9 protein-coding genes are annotated in these 16,009 nt (G+C 40.8%); 2 read left to right on the top strand and 7 right to left on the bottom strand.

From position 1 onward, the window contains the following. Positions 1 to 36: 36 nt before the first annotated feature. Both FD724_RS11730 and FD724_RS11725 read right to left on the bottom strand, forming a co-directional pair. Positions 37 to 318, bottom strand: coding sequence for a type II toxin-antitoxin system YafQ family toxin (locus tag FD724_RS11730; protein WP_114085402.1), 282 nt, complete (start codon positions 316 to 318; stop codon positions 37 to 39). Then, positions 299 to 529, bottom strand: a complete 231-nt coding sequence (locus FD724_RS11725) for a hypothetical protein (RefSeq protein ID WP_179072750.1) — start codon at positions 527 to 529, stop codon at positions 299 to 301. The genes FD724_RS11730 and FD724_RS11725 overlap by 20 nt, the downstream gene beginning before the upstream one ends. 370 nt (positions 530 to 899) lie before the next feature. Between FD724_RS11725 and FD724_RS11720 the strand changes: the two genes are divergently transcribed. Continuing rightward, entirely contained in the window at positions 900 to 2,786 is a 1,887-nt protein-coding gene (locus tag FD724_RS11720) for an ABC transporter ATP-binding protein (RefSeq protein ID WP_179072749.1), read from the top strand. 190 nt (positions 2,787 to 2,976) lie between these two features. Here the strand turns inward: FD724_RS11720 and ureG are convergent, their stop codons facing one another. From ureG to FD724_RS11695, 5 genes are all read right to left on the bottom strand, one after another. Next, on the bottom strand, positions 2,977 to 3,573 hold the full coding sequence (ureG, locus tag FD724_RS11715) for an urease accessory protein UreG (protein WP_179075485.1): 597 nt from the start codon (positions 3,571 to 3,573) through the stop codon (positions 2,977 to 2,979). Positions 3,574 to 3,639: 66 nt separating this feature from the next. Beyond that, positions 3,640 to 4,332, bottom strand: coding sequence for an urease accessory protein UreF (locus tag FD724_RS11710; protein ID WP_179072748.1), 693 nt, complete (start codon positions 4,330 to 4,332; stop codon positions 3,640 to 3,642). After that, positions 4,307 to 4,753, bottom strand: coding sequence for an urease accessory protein UreE (gene ureE, locus FD724_RS11705; RefSeq protein ID WP_179072747.1), 447 nt, complete (start codon positions 4,751 to 4,753; stop codon positions 4,307 to 4,309). Before ureE ends, FD724_RS11710 begins: the two co-directional genes overlap by 26 nt. Before the next feature lie 418 nt (positions 4,754 to 5,171). Then, the gene (locus FD724_RS11700; protein WP_179075484.1) at positions 5,172 to 6,950 is read right to left on the bottom strand and encodes an ATP-binding protein; all 1,779 of its coding nucleotides are present in this window, start codon (positions 6,948 to 6,950) and stop codon (positions 5,172 to 5,174) included. 64 nt (positions 6,951 to 7,014) lie between these two features. Beyond that, positions 7,015 to 9,618: a PAS domain S-box protein gene (locus FD724_RS11695; RefSeq protein ID WP_179075483.1), complete on the bottom strand. Its 2,604-nt coding sequence runs from the start codon at positions 9,616 to 9,618 to the stop codon at positions 7,015 to 7,017. A 519-nt stretch (positions 9,619 to 10,137) separates the two neighbouring features. Here FD724_RS11695 and FD724_RS11690 point away from each other — a divergent pair. Further along, on the top strand, positions 10,138 to 15,942 hold the full coding sequence (locus FD724_RS11690) for an ATP-binding sensor histidine kinase (protein ID WP_179072746.1): 5,805 nt from the start codon (positions 10,138 to 10,140) through the stop codon (positions 15,940 to 15,942). Positions 15,943 to 16,009: the final 67 nt, after the last annotated feature.

Raw genomic sequence — 16,009 nt, 5'->3', positions numbered from 1 at the left:
CTCTAAATTCTAAGTTTAAGCCTCTATATTTGCCTTTTAATAGACTTCATCATGGCTACCAATATCAATCAATAAAATAACCATTTCTAACAACTTCTCATCCTCAGAGAAATTAAAGATAATTCTACAATCATAAGCAACAGAACAAGACCACAAACCCGCCAAATTTCCTGTTAGTTTATGAGACTTCAAAGACGGTGTAAATGGATCATCTGCTAAAAGCCTTAATACATTAACAATTTGATTCTTTAATTGCGGGTTTTTCTTTGTAATCTTCCTAAAAGAGCGCTTAAATCCACTACTCCAGACAACTTCCATCATCATCTCCGAGTAAATCAGCGATCAAATCATCAACGCTTCCTCTCTTTGCTGTCCCATCCTTAAAAGACTGCATTACTTCCTGAGCATTAGCCAAAATTTCAACCCGCCGATTCTCAATTCGTTGCTGGCGAAGAAACTCAAATAAATACTCTTTATCTTCTGTGGGCAAACTTTCAATAGAATTAATAATTTCTTGTAAAGTCATCATAGAACCTCCTAATCAAGTAAATCCTACCTTTACTAACTCTATTTTAATCTCTATTTCCATTGCCTCAGCTTCTTAAATTTAGCCAATTTCGGCAAGAATTATGATATAATCCAACCACCTTAGGGGCAAATGTTTCTGGAAAGTAAAAGCAGGGATTAGCGTAGGCGTAGGCATCGCCAGGGCAATCATCACTAAACATCATGAGCCGATCGCAATTTGCAGAAGTCACAAGCAGTTGTATATCGCAGATGTATATTGTGGAAGTATGTGAGAAACTGCCAAAAAGTGTAAAAATTAAATTTACTCACATATACATCAAAACTATTGTTAAAATCAAATAATTTTAAGTTAATATTTCTACCCAACTCCTATGAGAGAAACTGTCCTAGAGGTTCGCAATCTCCAAGTTGAATTTCCCGGTGATGGCAACACAGTCAGAGCTTTGGATGGTATATCCTTTGGACTGCATCGAGGTGAAACTCTAGGAATAGTAGGAGAATCGGGGAGTGGTAAATCAGTGACAGCCCTAGCTGTGATGGGTTTGTTGCAAAGTCCCGGTACAGTTACTGGGGGTGAAATCTGGTTTCGTCCGCAGGAGAATGGGAACCCCATCGATTTGGTAAAACTGCCTCCTGAGCAAATGCAGTTACACCGGGGTGGCGATATCGCCATGATTTTTCAAGAACCGATGAGTTCGCTTAATCCGGTTTATGACATTGGGTTTCAGCTAACAGAAGCGATTATGCGGCATCAAAAGGTGTCAGCAGCCCAAGCACGACAAATTGCGATCGCAGGTCTACAAGAGGTTAAACTTCTACCTAGCGATGAAGATATACAGCAGCAATATATCGAAACTTGGCATCAAACCAACAGCAATTCATCGAAACCAGAACCATCAAAGTTGGCCCAGTTGGTTAAAGAACACAAAGAAGCCATGCTGGAACGCTACCCTCATGAACTTTCTGGGGGTCAGTTGCAACGGGTAATGATTGCAATGGCAATTTCTTGCAACCCATTAATCTTAATTGCCGATGAACCAACTACAGCTTTGGATGTGACGGTGCAAGCGACTATTTTGGACTTGTTGCGAGAATTGCAGCAAAGCCGTGATATGGCAATGATTTTCATCACCCACGATTTGGGGCTAATTTCAGAAATTGCTGATGAAGTAGCGGTGATGTATAAAGGTAAAGTTGTCGAATCTGGTATTTCCGATCAAATTTTCAGCAGTCCTCAGCATCCATATACTAAAGGTTTGATCGCTTGTCGCCCCACACTCAACCGTCGTCCCCAAAAATTACTCACTGTTTCTGACTACATGAGTGCAGAAGAGACAGCAACAGGACAAGTAATAATTCAGCCAAAAGAACCTGCGCTACCTATAGAAGTCACCACCGAAGAGATTGCTGCAAGATTAGCAAACTTCAATGAAAAAGAACCCCTGTTGCAAATCCGCAACCTGAAAGTTGGTTTTCCAGTGCGCGGGGTGTTTGGTGGGACAAAACGCTACAATATGGCGGTTAATGGAGTTTCCTTTGATGTCAAGCCAGGAGAAACACTAGGTTTGGTGGGAGAATCTGGTTGTGGTAAAACCACCCTTGGCAGAACCTTGCTGCGCTTAATTGAACCGATGAGTGGTCAGATTATCTTTGAGAAACAAGATATTACTAGCCTCAAAGGAGAACCGTTGCAAAAATTGCGGCGGGAAATGCAAATAGTCTTCCAAAATCCTTTTAGTTCCCTCGATCCACGGATGAAGGTTGGCGACGCGGTGATGGAACCTTTGTTAATTCACGCCGTTGGGAAGACAAAGCAACAAAGACGGCAACGGGTAGTTGAACTATTAGAACGGGTAGGGTTGAGTGCAGATGCGATGAACCGCTATCCTCATCAGTTTTCTGGCGGTCAACGTCAACGGATTTGCATAGCCCGTTCTTTGGCATTGAATCCTAAGTTTATCATCTGTGATGAATCAGTTTCAGCGTTGGATGTTTCAGTACAGGCGCAGGTATTAAATCTTCTCAAAGAATTACAGTCAGATTTTCAGCTTACTTATATCTTTATTTCTCACGATTTAAGTGTGGTGAAATTTATGAGCGATCGCATTTTAGTTATGAATCGCGGTCAAATTGTTGAAGAAGGCACAGCCGAAAGCATTTACCAAGAACCCAAAGAGGAATATACGCAAAAATTAATTGCTGCAATTCCTACTGGTAGTGCTGAACGAGTGCGAAGTCGTCATCTAAGGGCTTTATAGAAATAGAATTCAGGAGTCAGGGGTCAGGAGTCAGAATGGGCTAAACCTTAGCTATCCGCTAACAGCATGAATTCTGTACGAGTGGCGGATAGCAAGTTAACTAGCGTCCGAATAAACGGTATTTTTGCATCCGCACTAAATATGCAGGTTTAGTTGTCTTGATTCTGAATTCTGACTCCTGAATTCTTTTTCAACAAATATTTTTGCAAACAAAGTTAATTACATCTGCAAGTCCAGACTGAGTTTTTAAATTAGTAAAAATAAAAGGTTTATCGCCGCGCATTTTTTTAGCATCTCGTTCCATCACACTTAAATCTGCACCAACATAAGGCGCTAAATCAGTTTTGTTAATCACCAACAAATCAGACTTGGTAATGCCCGGCCCGCCTTTGCGGGGAATTTTATCACCAGCTGCAACATCAATGACGTAAATTGTTAAATCCACCAATTCTGGACTAAAAGTAGCAGCTAAGTTATCGCCACCACTTTCCAAAAATACCAAATCCAAATCGATAAAACGTTCTTCTAACTGTTCAATTGCCGCCAAATTCATCGAAGCATCTTCGCGGATGGCAGTGTGAGGACAACCACCAGTCTCTACACCCAAAATGCGATCGCTAGCCAACGCCTGAGAACGCACTAAAAACTGAGCATCCTCTTGAGTATAGATATCATTCGTCACCACCGCAATCTGATACTGCTCACGCAATCCCTTACACAAAGCATCCACCAAAGCCGTCTTCCCCGAACCCACCGGGCCAGCAACCCCTACTCTAAATGCGTTTATTGTCATTTGTCCTTTGTCATTTGTCATTTGTAATAATTACGAATTACGAATTACGAATTATTTTGACTAACTCCTAAACAACCTTGTATACTGCGTCTCATGCTGCATACTCGCCAGCGACAAACCCCAACTACAACAAGCGAGTTCATCATCTTCCAACGCGAGAATTTCTAACGCCGCAGTACTAAATAATGGTTGCAAATCTAGCAATAACCTCTGTCCTGCTGTTTGGCCAAGGGGGATGAGTTTCACGCCAGCAGTAATTAAATTACTTGCCCAACTATGCAGATATCCGAGTAATGCGGCTTGGATGCTAATTTGCCAATGGGCAACGGCAATACCAAAAGCGATCGCATAATTGCAAGGATTACCTACAGCATTGGCAATAGGTATAATCTGCGGTTCTAGTTTACCAAGTAATTGGATCAGCGATCGCCCCATCTGCCAACTAGAGGCGCGTAATTCTTCTGTTTCCCTAGCAGCCGATAACCACAGATTCCAATGGCATAGGGACTCAATATCAGCCATTTTTGCAGATTGCTGCGATCGTACCATCACCGCCGCCTCTAGACGAATTGCCCCGTAGAGCAACTCTGCTTTTAACCAATCTTTGAGATGTGCGTGGTTAGCGATCGTACCATTTTCCACCAACATTTCTAAGCCTTCAGAATAACTATATGCTCCCACAGGCAAAGCGGGGCTAGCCAACTGTAAAATACTCAAAAGATGGCTATCAGTGAGCATGATGGTGTTGTCCATAAGCTCCTAATTCTGGCTGAAATGGTAAAATTTCCTCTTTAACTTCTAACCCCAATTGTTCCAACATTGCACGTAAAACTGAATCTGAGGACAAGCGTAAATAAGTTGGAGTAATTTCTACAGGTACATGGCGATTTCCTAAATGATATGCTGCCCGTAATAATAAAAGTGATGTTTGGGCAAAGGCAGTTACTACTAGTTCTGGTTTGGCAATAACTCTAATTAAACTGTTATGGGTTTCTTCTTGCAGAATATCGCCATCGTGTAAGACAGTTCCTCTGGGTAAATGTAAAAACACAACCTTACCATCTTCAATTTCAAAGCGATGACGGCTGCGGGTGCGTTCTTCTGCTGTCAGCGCCAGAGTAAAAGTAACTACGGCATCGTAATTAGGTGGTTTAACTTGGGTAAATGTCAGCATACAGAGTTTAGCTTGAGCTTCCACTTTTTATTATGGTTCTAATTTAACTAATTACAAATCATTTTAATTTCCTTATATAACAATACGGTTCAGTTAAGGCTAAAACTCTGTTACCAAAGTCATTTTTTTCACGAACCGCCTTCTCTACGAGAGGCTTCCGCCAACGCGCAGCGTCTCGTAGAGAAGGCGCAGAGAACGCAGAGAGAAGAAAGAGATGCTTAACTGAACTGTATTGCCTTATATAACAGTCTTTAATTACGAATTAATTGGTTTAGGGGGGCGTAGCCCATTACGATTTTTTTATAAAAGTTAGAATTATTCCTCTTCTGTTTCGTCACAAAATTACTTCTTTTCTTCCTTTTTTCTTACTGTTTTGTTAAAAAATATTTTTGGTAATAAAAAGGTTTAATTAGCAACTTTAGCCTGTAAATGCGCTACTAATAGGTAATGTAAACCAGAAGGTTGCCCCTGCATCCAATACACTGTTCACACCAATTTCGCCGCCGTGAGCATTGATGATTTGCTTACATAAATATAAGCCCAATCCCAAACTTACAGAATTGCGGATATTTGCGCCCCGAAAGTAAAGGTCAAAAAGCCGATCGCTTTGTTGTTGACTAATGCCTGTACCGTTATCACTGACAGTACAATAAATCATCTCATTTTCACGGGTAGCGTTAATTGTCAATAGCAATCCAGGAGGATTGTGTTTGATAGAATTGACAATTAAGTTAGAAAAAACTCGCCATAGTTGGGTGGGATCTGCATTCAATAATGGCAAATCTGCGGATACTAGATTGGTCAGCTTGGCTTGATTTTGCTCTAGCAATGGTTCCAAATCTGCGATCGCAGCTTCGACAACTGTCAGTAATTGTACAGGCTGACGTTGCAAAACAACACCTTGCACTTCGCTGATATGAGCTTCCATCAACGAATTAATTAAGTTGAGTTGGCGATCGCTACTTTGAATCATCCGCTCTAAAATTGAGCGGGAAATCGAAATATTTTCCTCTGGACTTGCAAGCAAGTTTCTCAGCACCATTAAAGTACCCAGTACTGGATTGCGTAAGTCGTGGGAAACTGCATGGAAAAATACTCGTAGTTCTTCTTCAGTTTGTTTGCGCTGGGTAATGTCTTCAATCAAACCTTCGTAGTAAAGCAGTTTTCCCTGTTCGTCACGCACTGCGTAAGCTTTTTCCGAAATCCAGACAATACTCCCGTCTCGGCGATAAATTTGGGATTCAAACTCGGAAACGCTACCATACTTTTCCATCAGCCGCACAAATTCGGCGCGGCGGTTTGGATCAACGTACAATTGCTGAATATCAGTGGAATGTGCTGTCACCTCCTCCGCTAAGGAGTAGCCATAAATATTTGCTAAAGCAGGATTTGCCGTAATATAACGTCCATCGGGACTGCTTTGAAAAATCCCTTCAACGGCGTTTTCAAAAATGGTGCGATATTTAGTTTCTGCAACCTTGAGTTTTTGATATGCAAATTCCAGTTCTTGACGAGCGTAAAACTCAGAACGTTGCAGGCGATCGTATAGATAAACACCAATGTCACATATAGCACAAAACCAAAAAATGTATAAAAGAAATGTCACACTATATATTTCTGGGTGTTCTGGGACTGGTGTCTTTAGCCCAAGCACCGTATTTACACCAAAATAGTAAACTAGTACACCCACTTGAGACAGCAAGTGAACAATCCAGCAGACTGGCATTAATATAGCTTGGCTCAAGAAGAGCAGTGACCAACCAATAGCATCGGGTAGTGCGAAACCTCTCAGGGTGGCAAATAACTGTGATGCGAGACTAATTGCCCAAGAAGACCCCAAAAATAATAAATCTGGACGATTACGACCTAATTTAGTTTTATGTAAGGCAAAGCAGATCAGTATACTCAGGAGCATTGCAATATTGATTACAAGGCGTTGAGTTCTAAGTATTTCTGGCAGACTTTCCAACTCTTTTAAAGAGAACAAAAAGCCGTAAATGTCTCGCAAAGTAAAAGACAACAAACAAATCAGCGCCAGCCATAACCATAAACGCAATCTCTGCCACAAAAAACGGTTACGCCAAGCTCTGTAAAGAGTAGTGGTTTCATCTGTTGTTGGTGCAGAAAAGGTTTTTCTCCACCAGCTTTGCACTGTTGTAAATGGAGTAGCTATTAGCATCCAAGCAACTTTGCCCATACCGTCGAGGGTGTTTCCTTTACTCAACATTGCTATAAATAACACCCTCTCATTTTTTGGTGATTTATGGGCGATTTGTTGCGGATGAAGTGAAGAGAGGTAATGTAAACCAGAAAGTTAACCCGCGCTTGCGGTTACTAATAACACCGATTTTGCCGCCATGTGCCTTAATAACTTTCCGACAAAGATACATTTTTAAGCCAATGCTGGTAGAACAACAATCTTGAGGATCGCGGACATGGAGATCGAAAAGGCGATCGCACTCTAGTTTACTCATTACTACACCATCATCTTGAATCTGAGTGCGAATCATTCCCCCTTCAATGCTGGCACTAAGAATAAAATTTAATCCTGGTGGATTATTTTGCAAGCTATGCGTGATTAAAGTTACCAAAACTTTCTGCAACAGAGTCCCATCTGCCATTACTAACGGTAAGTCTGCGGGAACCAAGTTCTTCAGAGTCGCTTGATTTTGTGTCAACACAGGTTCCAAGTGGGTGACTGTTCCTCCCAGCACGGTGCTAAGTTGCACAGGTTCATGTTTGATGTCAATACCCTGTTTTTCGCAGGAATTAATTTCTAGCAATGAGTTAATCATCGCTAGTTGGCGATCGTTGCCTTGAATCATCCGCTCGATTATTGAGCGAGATACTGGGATTGGGAATTGGGAATTGGGCATTGGGAATTGGGCATTGGTTATTAATTCTTCTCCCCTGCTCCCCTGCTCCCCTGCTCCCTGCTCGCCCCTCCCCACTCCCTGATTTAACAAATTCTTTAACACCATTAAGTTACCCATCACCGAAGTTCGTAAATCATGGGCAACTGTATGCAAAACAACATCTTTGACACGATCCAGTTTTTCAAATTCTTGCATTTTCTGCTGCAACTGTGCTGTTCGTTCTTCTACCTGTTGTTCTAAATTAGTGTTAAGTTCTGCGAGTTTTTGGTATATCTGGCTTTGCTGAATGGCGATCGCTACTTGTTCTGACATCTGTTGTAGCAAATCAATTTCTATTGGCTGCCAATGACGCGAACCTGAGCATTGATTGGCAATTAACGCACCAAATAATTCATTGCCTAGCATCAGTGGTACTGCCAAGCTAGCCTTTGTTTGGAATTTTTGATAGTGTGCTTTAACTTTAGGAGATACTGCTATTTGTGTAATGTCTTCAACAACACGTACAAGATTATCTTTTAGTAAGTTTCTCAATTCTTGTAAATAAGCTTCATCATTAGTAGACCAACCTAAGACTGATGGATACTGAGGATCTACTGATTCGGCAAGGGTTCTGACTCCTAACTTGGCATTATTTAAACCAATGAAAACTCTATCTGCTTGCAGAAATTGCCTAACTTCTGTTACGGTGGTTTGCAGAATTTCTTCTAAGTTAAGGGAAGACCGAATTCGCACTAGAGTTTCTGCCAACAAGCGATCGCGTTGTGCTGCTAGGCGGAATTGCGCTTCTACTTGCTTGCGTTCTGTAATGTCGTGATGGACTGCTAGGATTGAAGGGATATTATCTAAATCGATGATTTCGGCTGAAAGCAGCGTTGTAATTATCTTGCCAGACTTTTGCCGAAATTCAAATTCTAAGTTGCGAACAACTCCTGTGCTTTGCAACTCATGTAACAAATTTAGGCGATCGCGATCGTCTACCCACAGATTTAATTCAAAAGAAGTTTTACCAATCGCCTCATCTCGCTCATAACCTGAGAGTTCGACAAAACTGTCGTTAACTTCGATAAACCGCCCTTCTTGCAGCGTACTAATGGTAATGGAATCAGGACTGCAACTAAAAGCTTTAGCAAATTTTTGAGCAAGATTTTGTAAGCTGACTTCTGCTTTTTTACGTTCTGTGATGTCTCGGACAATTGCTAGTACCTCATCTTCACCACTTACTACCAACCGCGCCTCATAATCTCTGACTCCCAAAGGCGTTGCTAGTTGATATTCGCAAGTTTGCAAAGTTCCAGAATCTAAAGTTTTAGCGATCGCTTCCAGGCTAATTGCTGCAACATCACTAGGCAATAACTCTTGCACGCGTTTCCCAACTATTTCTTCTCTCGAAAGAGTGATATTTGCTCCTTCACTTTTCAAATCGAGATACTCGGCATCGCGGCTAATGCGAAACATCAAATCGGGAATAGCATCTAAAATTGCTTTATACCGAGCCTCGCTCGCTTGCAATTTTTCTTCGGCTTGTTTTCGGTCTGTAATATCCATGACTAAGCCATTCCAAAGAAAATCGCCTGTTTCTTGTCGTTCGGGTTGCGAAGTACCTTGAATCCACTTCAGTTTGCCACTAGGCGTAATGATGCGACCTTCCCAATGCCAAGGTTTAAAAGTGGTACTACAAACAGTAATAGATTCTGTAAAAGCTTTTATATCCTGTGGATGAATCAGTTTATATAGCACCTGAAAGTCTGCCTGTACAGTTTCTGGTTTTAATTCATACAAATATTCATAACCAGAACTAATATAAGGGATAAACACAGAGCCATCCTGCCGTTGCAGAATTTGGAAAATCATCCCAGGTAAATTGGCAGCAATTGTTTCCAATAGAGCGATCTTCTCTGGCTGGAAATCTGGTGATTTGACAATTTCATCCACTCTTTGAACCTTTGATATATAAGCAATTGACATAATATTCAAGGCAATCATAGCCATTATGAGACTTTTTTGGCTGTTGGCGTTATCACTAACAGCAGAAAAAGTTCCTCTACTTTCAGAGTAGTTCTGGATGCTGCGATCGCATTCACCCAATCGGGTGAACCAGTTGTCCAAAAACCATCAGTTCACGATTGCTGTACATGGATGGCGGGATGTTTAGTCCAGGCTGAGTGAAGTTGAGGTAAAAGTTTAAGGCCCAAGTTGAATCTCTTAATTTTAGTTGCTGTGTTCAGGAGGAATTTCAATCCTCTTCTGAAAACTAAGCTAATCATCAATCAAGTTGCATCATCATATCTTTGTGTAGAGTGGTTTTATTGCTCTAATTCCCTCCTTTTTAAGTAGGCTAAGGGAAGATCAAAGCCTTAACCCAAGGTATTGTTCTATATACAACTAAAAGCGTATCAGCTTATCCCTATATTCTTGAAAAGCAAACCCTAATTTTGGGAATAATAACTATATATCTGCTAATAAAAGTCAAATTTTTGACAATCAATCTTGATTATTGAGAGCATAACCATGACAACAGCAATTCCTGAAGTTTATAGAATTAGCGGCTATAAATTAATAGAAATCCTCTATCAAGGCTCCAAAACTAAAGTCTATAGAGCCATTAGAATGGTGGATCAACAACCTGTTGTCATTAAAATTTTGCAAGTAGAATCTCCTACTTTTAACGAACTATTACAGTTTCGTAACCAATACACAATTGCCAAAAATTTAAACATTTCTACTATCGTTCGTCCCTATAGTCTAGAAGCATATCGTAATGGTTATGCTCTGGTAATGGAAGATTTTGGGGGAATTTCTCTCAGAGAATATACTAAAAACCAATCACTAGAACTGGTGGAGTTTTTGACAATTGCTCTGCAACTTAGTAATATTCTCTATGAACTCCATCAAGAACGGGTAATTCACAAGGATATCAAACCTGCAAATATTCTGATTAACCCGCATACAAAACAAGTAAAAATCATCGATTTTAGTATTGCTTCTTTACTTCCTAGAGAAAACCAAACTCCGATTAATCCCAAGGTTTTAGAAGGAACCCTTGCTTATTTATCTCCTGAACAAACCGGACGCATGAACCGAGGCATAGACTACCGCAGTGACTTTTATTCTTTGGGTGTGACATTTTTTGAACTCCTGACAGGAAAATTGCCTTTTGAGTCAGATGATCCAATGGAGTTGGTACATTGTCATATTGCCAAGCAACCACCAATATTAGGAGGCAGAAGGGAAGAAGAGAAAGAGATACCGCAAGTCTTGGGCGATATTGTCATGAAATTGATGGCGAAAAATGCTGAAGATCGTTATCAAAGTGCTTTAGGGTTAAAACATGATTTAGAAAACTGTCTTTGCCAATTGAACAAAACGGGTAAGATTGAGCGCTTTAAAATTGGGCAACGGGATATTTGCGATCGCTTCATTATTCCAGAAAAATTATACGGTAGAGAAACAGCCGTCCAACAACTTCTAGAAGCTTTTGAGAGGGTTTCTCTAGGAAGCCATGAAATGATGTTAATTGCCGGGTTTGCTGGCATTGGGAAAACTGCGGTTGTGAATGAAGTTCATAAACCGATTATTCGGCAACGAGGTTATTTTATTAAAGGTAAATTTGACCAGTTTAACCGGAACATCCCCCTATCTGCCTTTGTGCAATCCTTGCGTGATTTGATGGTGCAGTTATTAACAGAAACCGATCAACAACTGCAACAATGGAGAAAAAATATTCTCGCAGTATTAAGAGACAATGGACAGATTCTCATTGAAGTTATTCCTGAATTAGAAAAAATTATTGGTCAACAACCACCGATACCAGAATTAACAGCAGAGGCAGCACAAAATCGATTTAATTTATTATTGAAAGTTTTCATTCAAACTTTTACAAAAACAGAACATCCATTAGTTATTTTTATAGATGATTTACAATGGGCAGATTTGGATTCATTAAAATTGATCAAATTATTAATGAATGAGTCAGATGGATATTTATTACTAATTGGTGCTTATAGAGATAATGAGGTATCACCGCCCCATCCATTAATATCAACTTTAGACGAAATTGAGAAAGCTGGTACAATAATTAACTTGATAAATCTGCAAAACCTGAATCAAGTTAAGTTGAATCAATTAGTAGCTGATACATTAGGCTGCAAAGAAGAATTAGCATTTCCTCTTTCGCAATTGGTTTGTCAAAAGACTCAGGGAAATCCATTTTTTGCTACACAGTTTCTCAAAGTATTACACCAAGATGGGTTGATTACCTTCAATTTTGAAGAAGGCTGTTGGCAATGTGATATTGCCAAAATTAATCAACAAGCCATGACAGATGATGTTTTGGAATTCATGGCGTTTCAATTGCGGAGGCTGCCAGAATCAACTCAACAGGTTCTCAAGTTAGCGGCTTGTATCGGCAATCAATTTGATTTAGCAACATTGGCGATCGTTTCGGAACAGTTAGAAATCGAAACGGCAGCTTGTTTGTGGAATGGGTTACAAGAAGGTTTGATTTTGCCTCAAAGTGAAGTTTATAAGTTTTCTATTGGGCAGGAAGAACAAATATTTACTCAACAAAGTTCTCAAAATACTGTATACAAATTCTTACACGATCGCGTGCAACAAGCTGCCTATTCCCTAATTCCAGACGACCAAAAGCAATCCACCCATTACAAAATTGGGATGTTATTGTTACGCAATTCCTCAGATTTGGAACGGGAAGAACGACTATTTGAAATTGTCACTCATTTAAATGCAGGTAGTTCCTTAATCACTCAACCCTCAGAGCAGCAAGAACTGGCAGAATTAAATCTGATTGCTGGACGGAGGGCAAAATCTGCAACTGCATACACAGTAGCAGTCGAGTATTTCACCGTGGGAATTAGCTTGTTGTCGCGTCATTCTTGGGAAAGTCACTATGACTTGACCCTAGCGCTATATGTTGAGGTAGCTGAAGCTACTTATCTCAATACCGATTTTGAGCAGATGGAGCAATGGGTAAAAATTGTGTTGCAACATGCTAATACCTTGCTCGACAGCATTCCCATCTACGTAACCAGAATGATGGCAGCAAAATCGCAAGGTCTTCCATTGAAAACGCTGAACATTGGTTCGCAAGTGTTGCAGCTATTGGGTATTGAGTTTCCTCAACAACCAACTCCGGCAGATATTGGACAGGCAGCGCAAGCAACTATGCGGTTATGGGAAGGACGTTCCTCTCTCGATTTGCTCAATTTATCCACTATGAGCGATGCTCACTACTTGGCAGCTATGAGAATCATGAGCAAAATGGTTCCGGCTGCTTATCTGGCAACACCTGTTTTAATGCCTCTACTGATATTCAAGCAAGTAGAATTTTCGATTAAATATGGTAATTGTCCTGTTTCTGTCTATGCTTATGGCGACTACGGCATCATCCTCTGTGGTGTATTTGGTAATCTGGAAGCTGGTTATGAGTTTGGACAATTGGCGTTAAACCTGCTGGAATTACAGTCCAAAACCTTTAAATGCAGAACCTACTTTATTGTCTACAACTTTATCCGTCATTGGAAAGACCCTTTGCGCGAACAACTTGTGTATCTGCAAGAGGGCTACCAGAATGGACTGGAAACTGGAGACATGGAGAGTACAGGATTGAATGGTCAAGCGTATTGTCAATATGCTTATTTTGCGGGGCGAGAATTAACTGGGTTAGCGAATGAGATGGCAGCCTATCGCCAAAGTATCCATTCAATCAAGCAAGAATCGCCGCTGCAATATCTGGAAATGTGCTATCAAGCTGTACTCAATTTACTCGGACAGAACCAATCTCCCGATCGCTTGACGGGAACGATTTATAATGCTGAACAACGATTATCCCTTAATGAAGCAACTCAAGACCGAACGGGATTTTTTCATTGGCAAGTTAATCAAACGATTCTCTGGTATTTGTTTGGGCAGTATCAAGAAGCTGCCCAGCAGTCTGCCCAGGCAAAGCAATACTTAGATGCTGGTATCGCCCAATTCGGTGTCGCTTTGTATTTTTTCTATGATTCTTTGATTCATCTGTCACTTTACAAAGCTGCAACTGAGTCAGAACAGCAACAGATTCTCGCCCAAGTCGAGGCTAATCAAGAGAAGATGCAAAGATGGGCAGCACTAGCTCCTTGTAACCATCAACACCGTTGGGATTTGGTAGAGGCCGAACGGTATGCAATTCTGAGCGAGCGCACTATGGCAATTGAATTTTACGATCGCGCGATCGCAAAAGCCAAGGAAAACAGCTTCCTCCAAGATGAAGCCCTCGCTAACGAACTCGCCGCCAAATTTTACCTCAACTGGGACAAAGAAAAAGTCGCCCAAGCCTATATGCAGACAGCTTATTCTTGCTATGCCCGGTGGGGAGCCAAAGCCAAGACGGATGACTTAGAAAAACGCTACTTTGAATTGCTGCGTCCAATTTTGCAACAAGTAGTACAAACCCTAAATCCATTAGAAACCTTAGCAACAATTGCTAACCCAGTCCACGCATTGACTCATACCGCAACTTCTTCTGGTATTAGCATCAACAACATCCTTGACTTTAGCTCTATCCTCAGAGCGTCACAAACTCTTTCTGCAACAATTCAACTCGATGAATTTTTACAGCAACTTACCCAAATTATCCTCGAAAATGCTGGTGCTGATAAATGTGCGCTGCTTTTACCTGAAGATGATAAATGGCAAATCCGCGCAATTACTAGCTTTGATAGCACCAGCTTACAGTCAGAACCGCTCGAAAATAATCCTAATGTTCCCATTGCGCTAATTCAGTATGTAAAAAATACAGCTAGTGTGGTTGTGGTTGACGATCTCAAAACTCATTTACCAATAATTGATGATTATTTAAGCCAACATCAACCCAAGAGTGTGCTGTGTTTACCAGTACTCAGCCAGGGGCGTTTAGTCGGAATTTTATACTTAGAAAATAATTTGACAAGTGGGGTATTTACCCGCGATCGCATTTTAGTGTTGAATTTCCTTTGTACTCAAGCGGCAATTTCTCTCGAAAATGCTCGACTCTACGCAAATCTTCAGCAAAGCGAAGCCCGTTTCCAGAAAGTTACCGATAATGTTCCTGGAGCAATTTACCAACTCCATGTCACACCAGAACATTTGGTTTCTATGCCCTATATAAGTTCTGGCTGTTATAACCTTTATGAAGTGACAGCAGAAGAAATAATCAGCGGCCAGCAAAATCCTCGTTTTCTTGAACATCCTGATGACATTGCAGGCATCAATCAGGCAATGATGGAATCTGCTCAAAGCTTGACACCGTTTGTTCACGAATGGCGAATCATTACGCCATCAGGAACGATGAAATGGGTGCAAGCGGCATCTCGTCCAGAGCAACAAGATGATGGTGCAATTGTTTGGGATGGTTTAATTTTAGACATTAGCGATCGCAAAGCTGCCGAAGCTGTCGTCCAGCAAAAATCCCAACAACTAGAACAAGCCATCGAAGATTTACAAAAAGCCCAATTACAAATTGTCCAAAGTGAAAAAATGTCTGCTCTGGGGAATTTAGTTGCAGGTGTCGCCCACGAAATCAATAACCCAATTGGGTTTATCGCAGGAAATGTCAACGAAGCAAGGCTAGGATTAGAAGATATCATTGAGCATTTGCAATTGTACCGTTCTGGGGTATCTCCAACAGAAATTGAACAACATGCCCAGAAGATAGAGATTGATTATCTCTTGGAAGATATACCTAAAATGATTGAGTCGATGGATGTCGGGTGCGATCGCATTAAAAATATCAGTACTAGTTTGCGAACTTTCTCGCGGGCAGATAAGGATTACAAAGTTCCCTTTAACATTCACGAAGGTATTGATAGCACTATTTTAATTTTGAAACATCGCCTCAAGGCTAACGAAAAACATCCGGCAATTGAAGTCATCACTAACTACGGAAATATTCCCGAAGTAGAATGCTTTCCTGGACAACTTAATCAGGTATTTATGAATTTGCTGGCAAATGCCATTGATGCGTTAGAAGAATCAAACCAAGGATATAGCTTTGAAGAAATTGCAGTTAATCCTAACTGTATCACTATTACAACATCAATATATAATGATACTCACGTCAAAATTCAAATCTCTGATAACGGTATTGGCATGAGTGATGATGTCAAAAAGCGCATTTTTGAGCATTTATTTACAACTAAACTTGTAGGTAAAGGTACAGGATTAGGATTAGCGATCGCTCGACAAATTATAGTTGAAAAACATGAAGGTACTTTGAAAGTAAACTCTACTTTTGGACAAGGTTCTGAGTTTGAGATAACACTACCAATCGGGAATTGACATCACTATAGGCAGGAGGCAGAGGGAGGTGTGGGGAGTGTGGGGAGTGTGGGGAGAAAAAGGAGAA

The organism is Nostoc sp. C057 (assembly GCF_013393925.1).
GTDB lineage: Bacteria > Cyanobacteriota > Cyanobacteriia > Cyanobacteriales > Nostocaceae > Nostoc > Nostoc muscorum_A.
The sequence above is the reverse complement of the archived record's forward strand: the minus strand, read 5'-3'. Positions and strand labels throughout refer to the sequence as shown.

Excerpts from the sequence above, each read along its gene's own strand:
- FD724_RS11690 (WP_179072746.1), top strand. The coding sequence starts at position 10,138 with ATGACAACAGCAATTCCTGAAGTTTATAGAATTAGCGGCTATAAATTA.
- FD724_RS11730 (WP_114085402.1), bottom strand. The coding sequence starts at position 318 with ATGGAAGTTGTCTGGAGTAGTGGATTTAAGCGCTCTTTTAGGAAGATT.
- FD724_RS11710 (WP_179072748.1), bottom strand. The coding sequence starts at position 4,332 with ATGGACAACACCATCATGCTCACTGATAGCCATCTTTTGAGTATTTTA.
- FD724_RS11700 (WP_179075484.1), bottom strand. The coding sequence starts at position 6,950 with ATGGGCAAAGTTGCTTGGATGCTAATAGCTACTCCATTTACAACAGTG.
- FD724_RS11695 (WP_179075483.1), bottom strand. The coding sequence starts at position 9,618 with ATGGCTATGATTGCCTTGAATATTATGTCAATTGCTTATATATCAAAG.
- FD724_RS11720 (WP_179072749.1), top strand. The coding sequence starts at position 900 with ATGAGAGAAACTGTCCTAGAGGTTCGCAATCTCCAAGTTGAATTTCCC.
- ureE (WP_179072747.1), bottom strand. The coding sequence starts at position 4,753 with ATGCTGACATTTACCCAAGTTAAACCACCTAATTACGATGCCGTAGTT.
- FD724_RS11725 (WP_179072750.1), bottom strand. The coding sequence starts at position 529 with ATGATGACTTTACAAGAAATTATTAATTCTATTGAAAGTTTGCCCACA.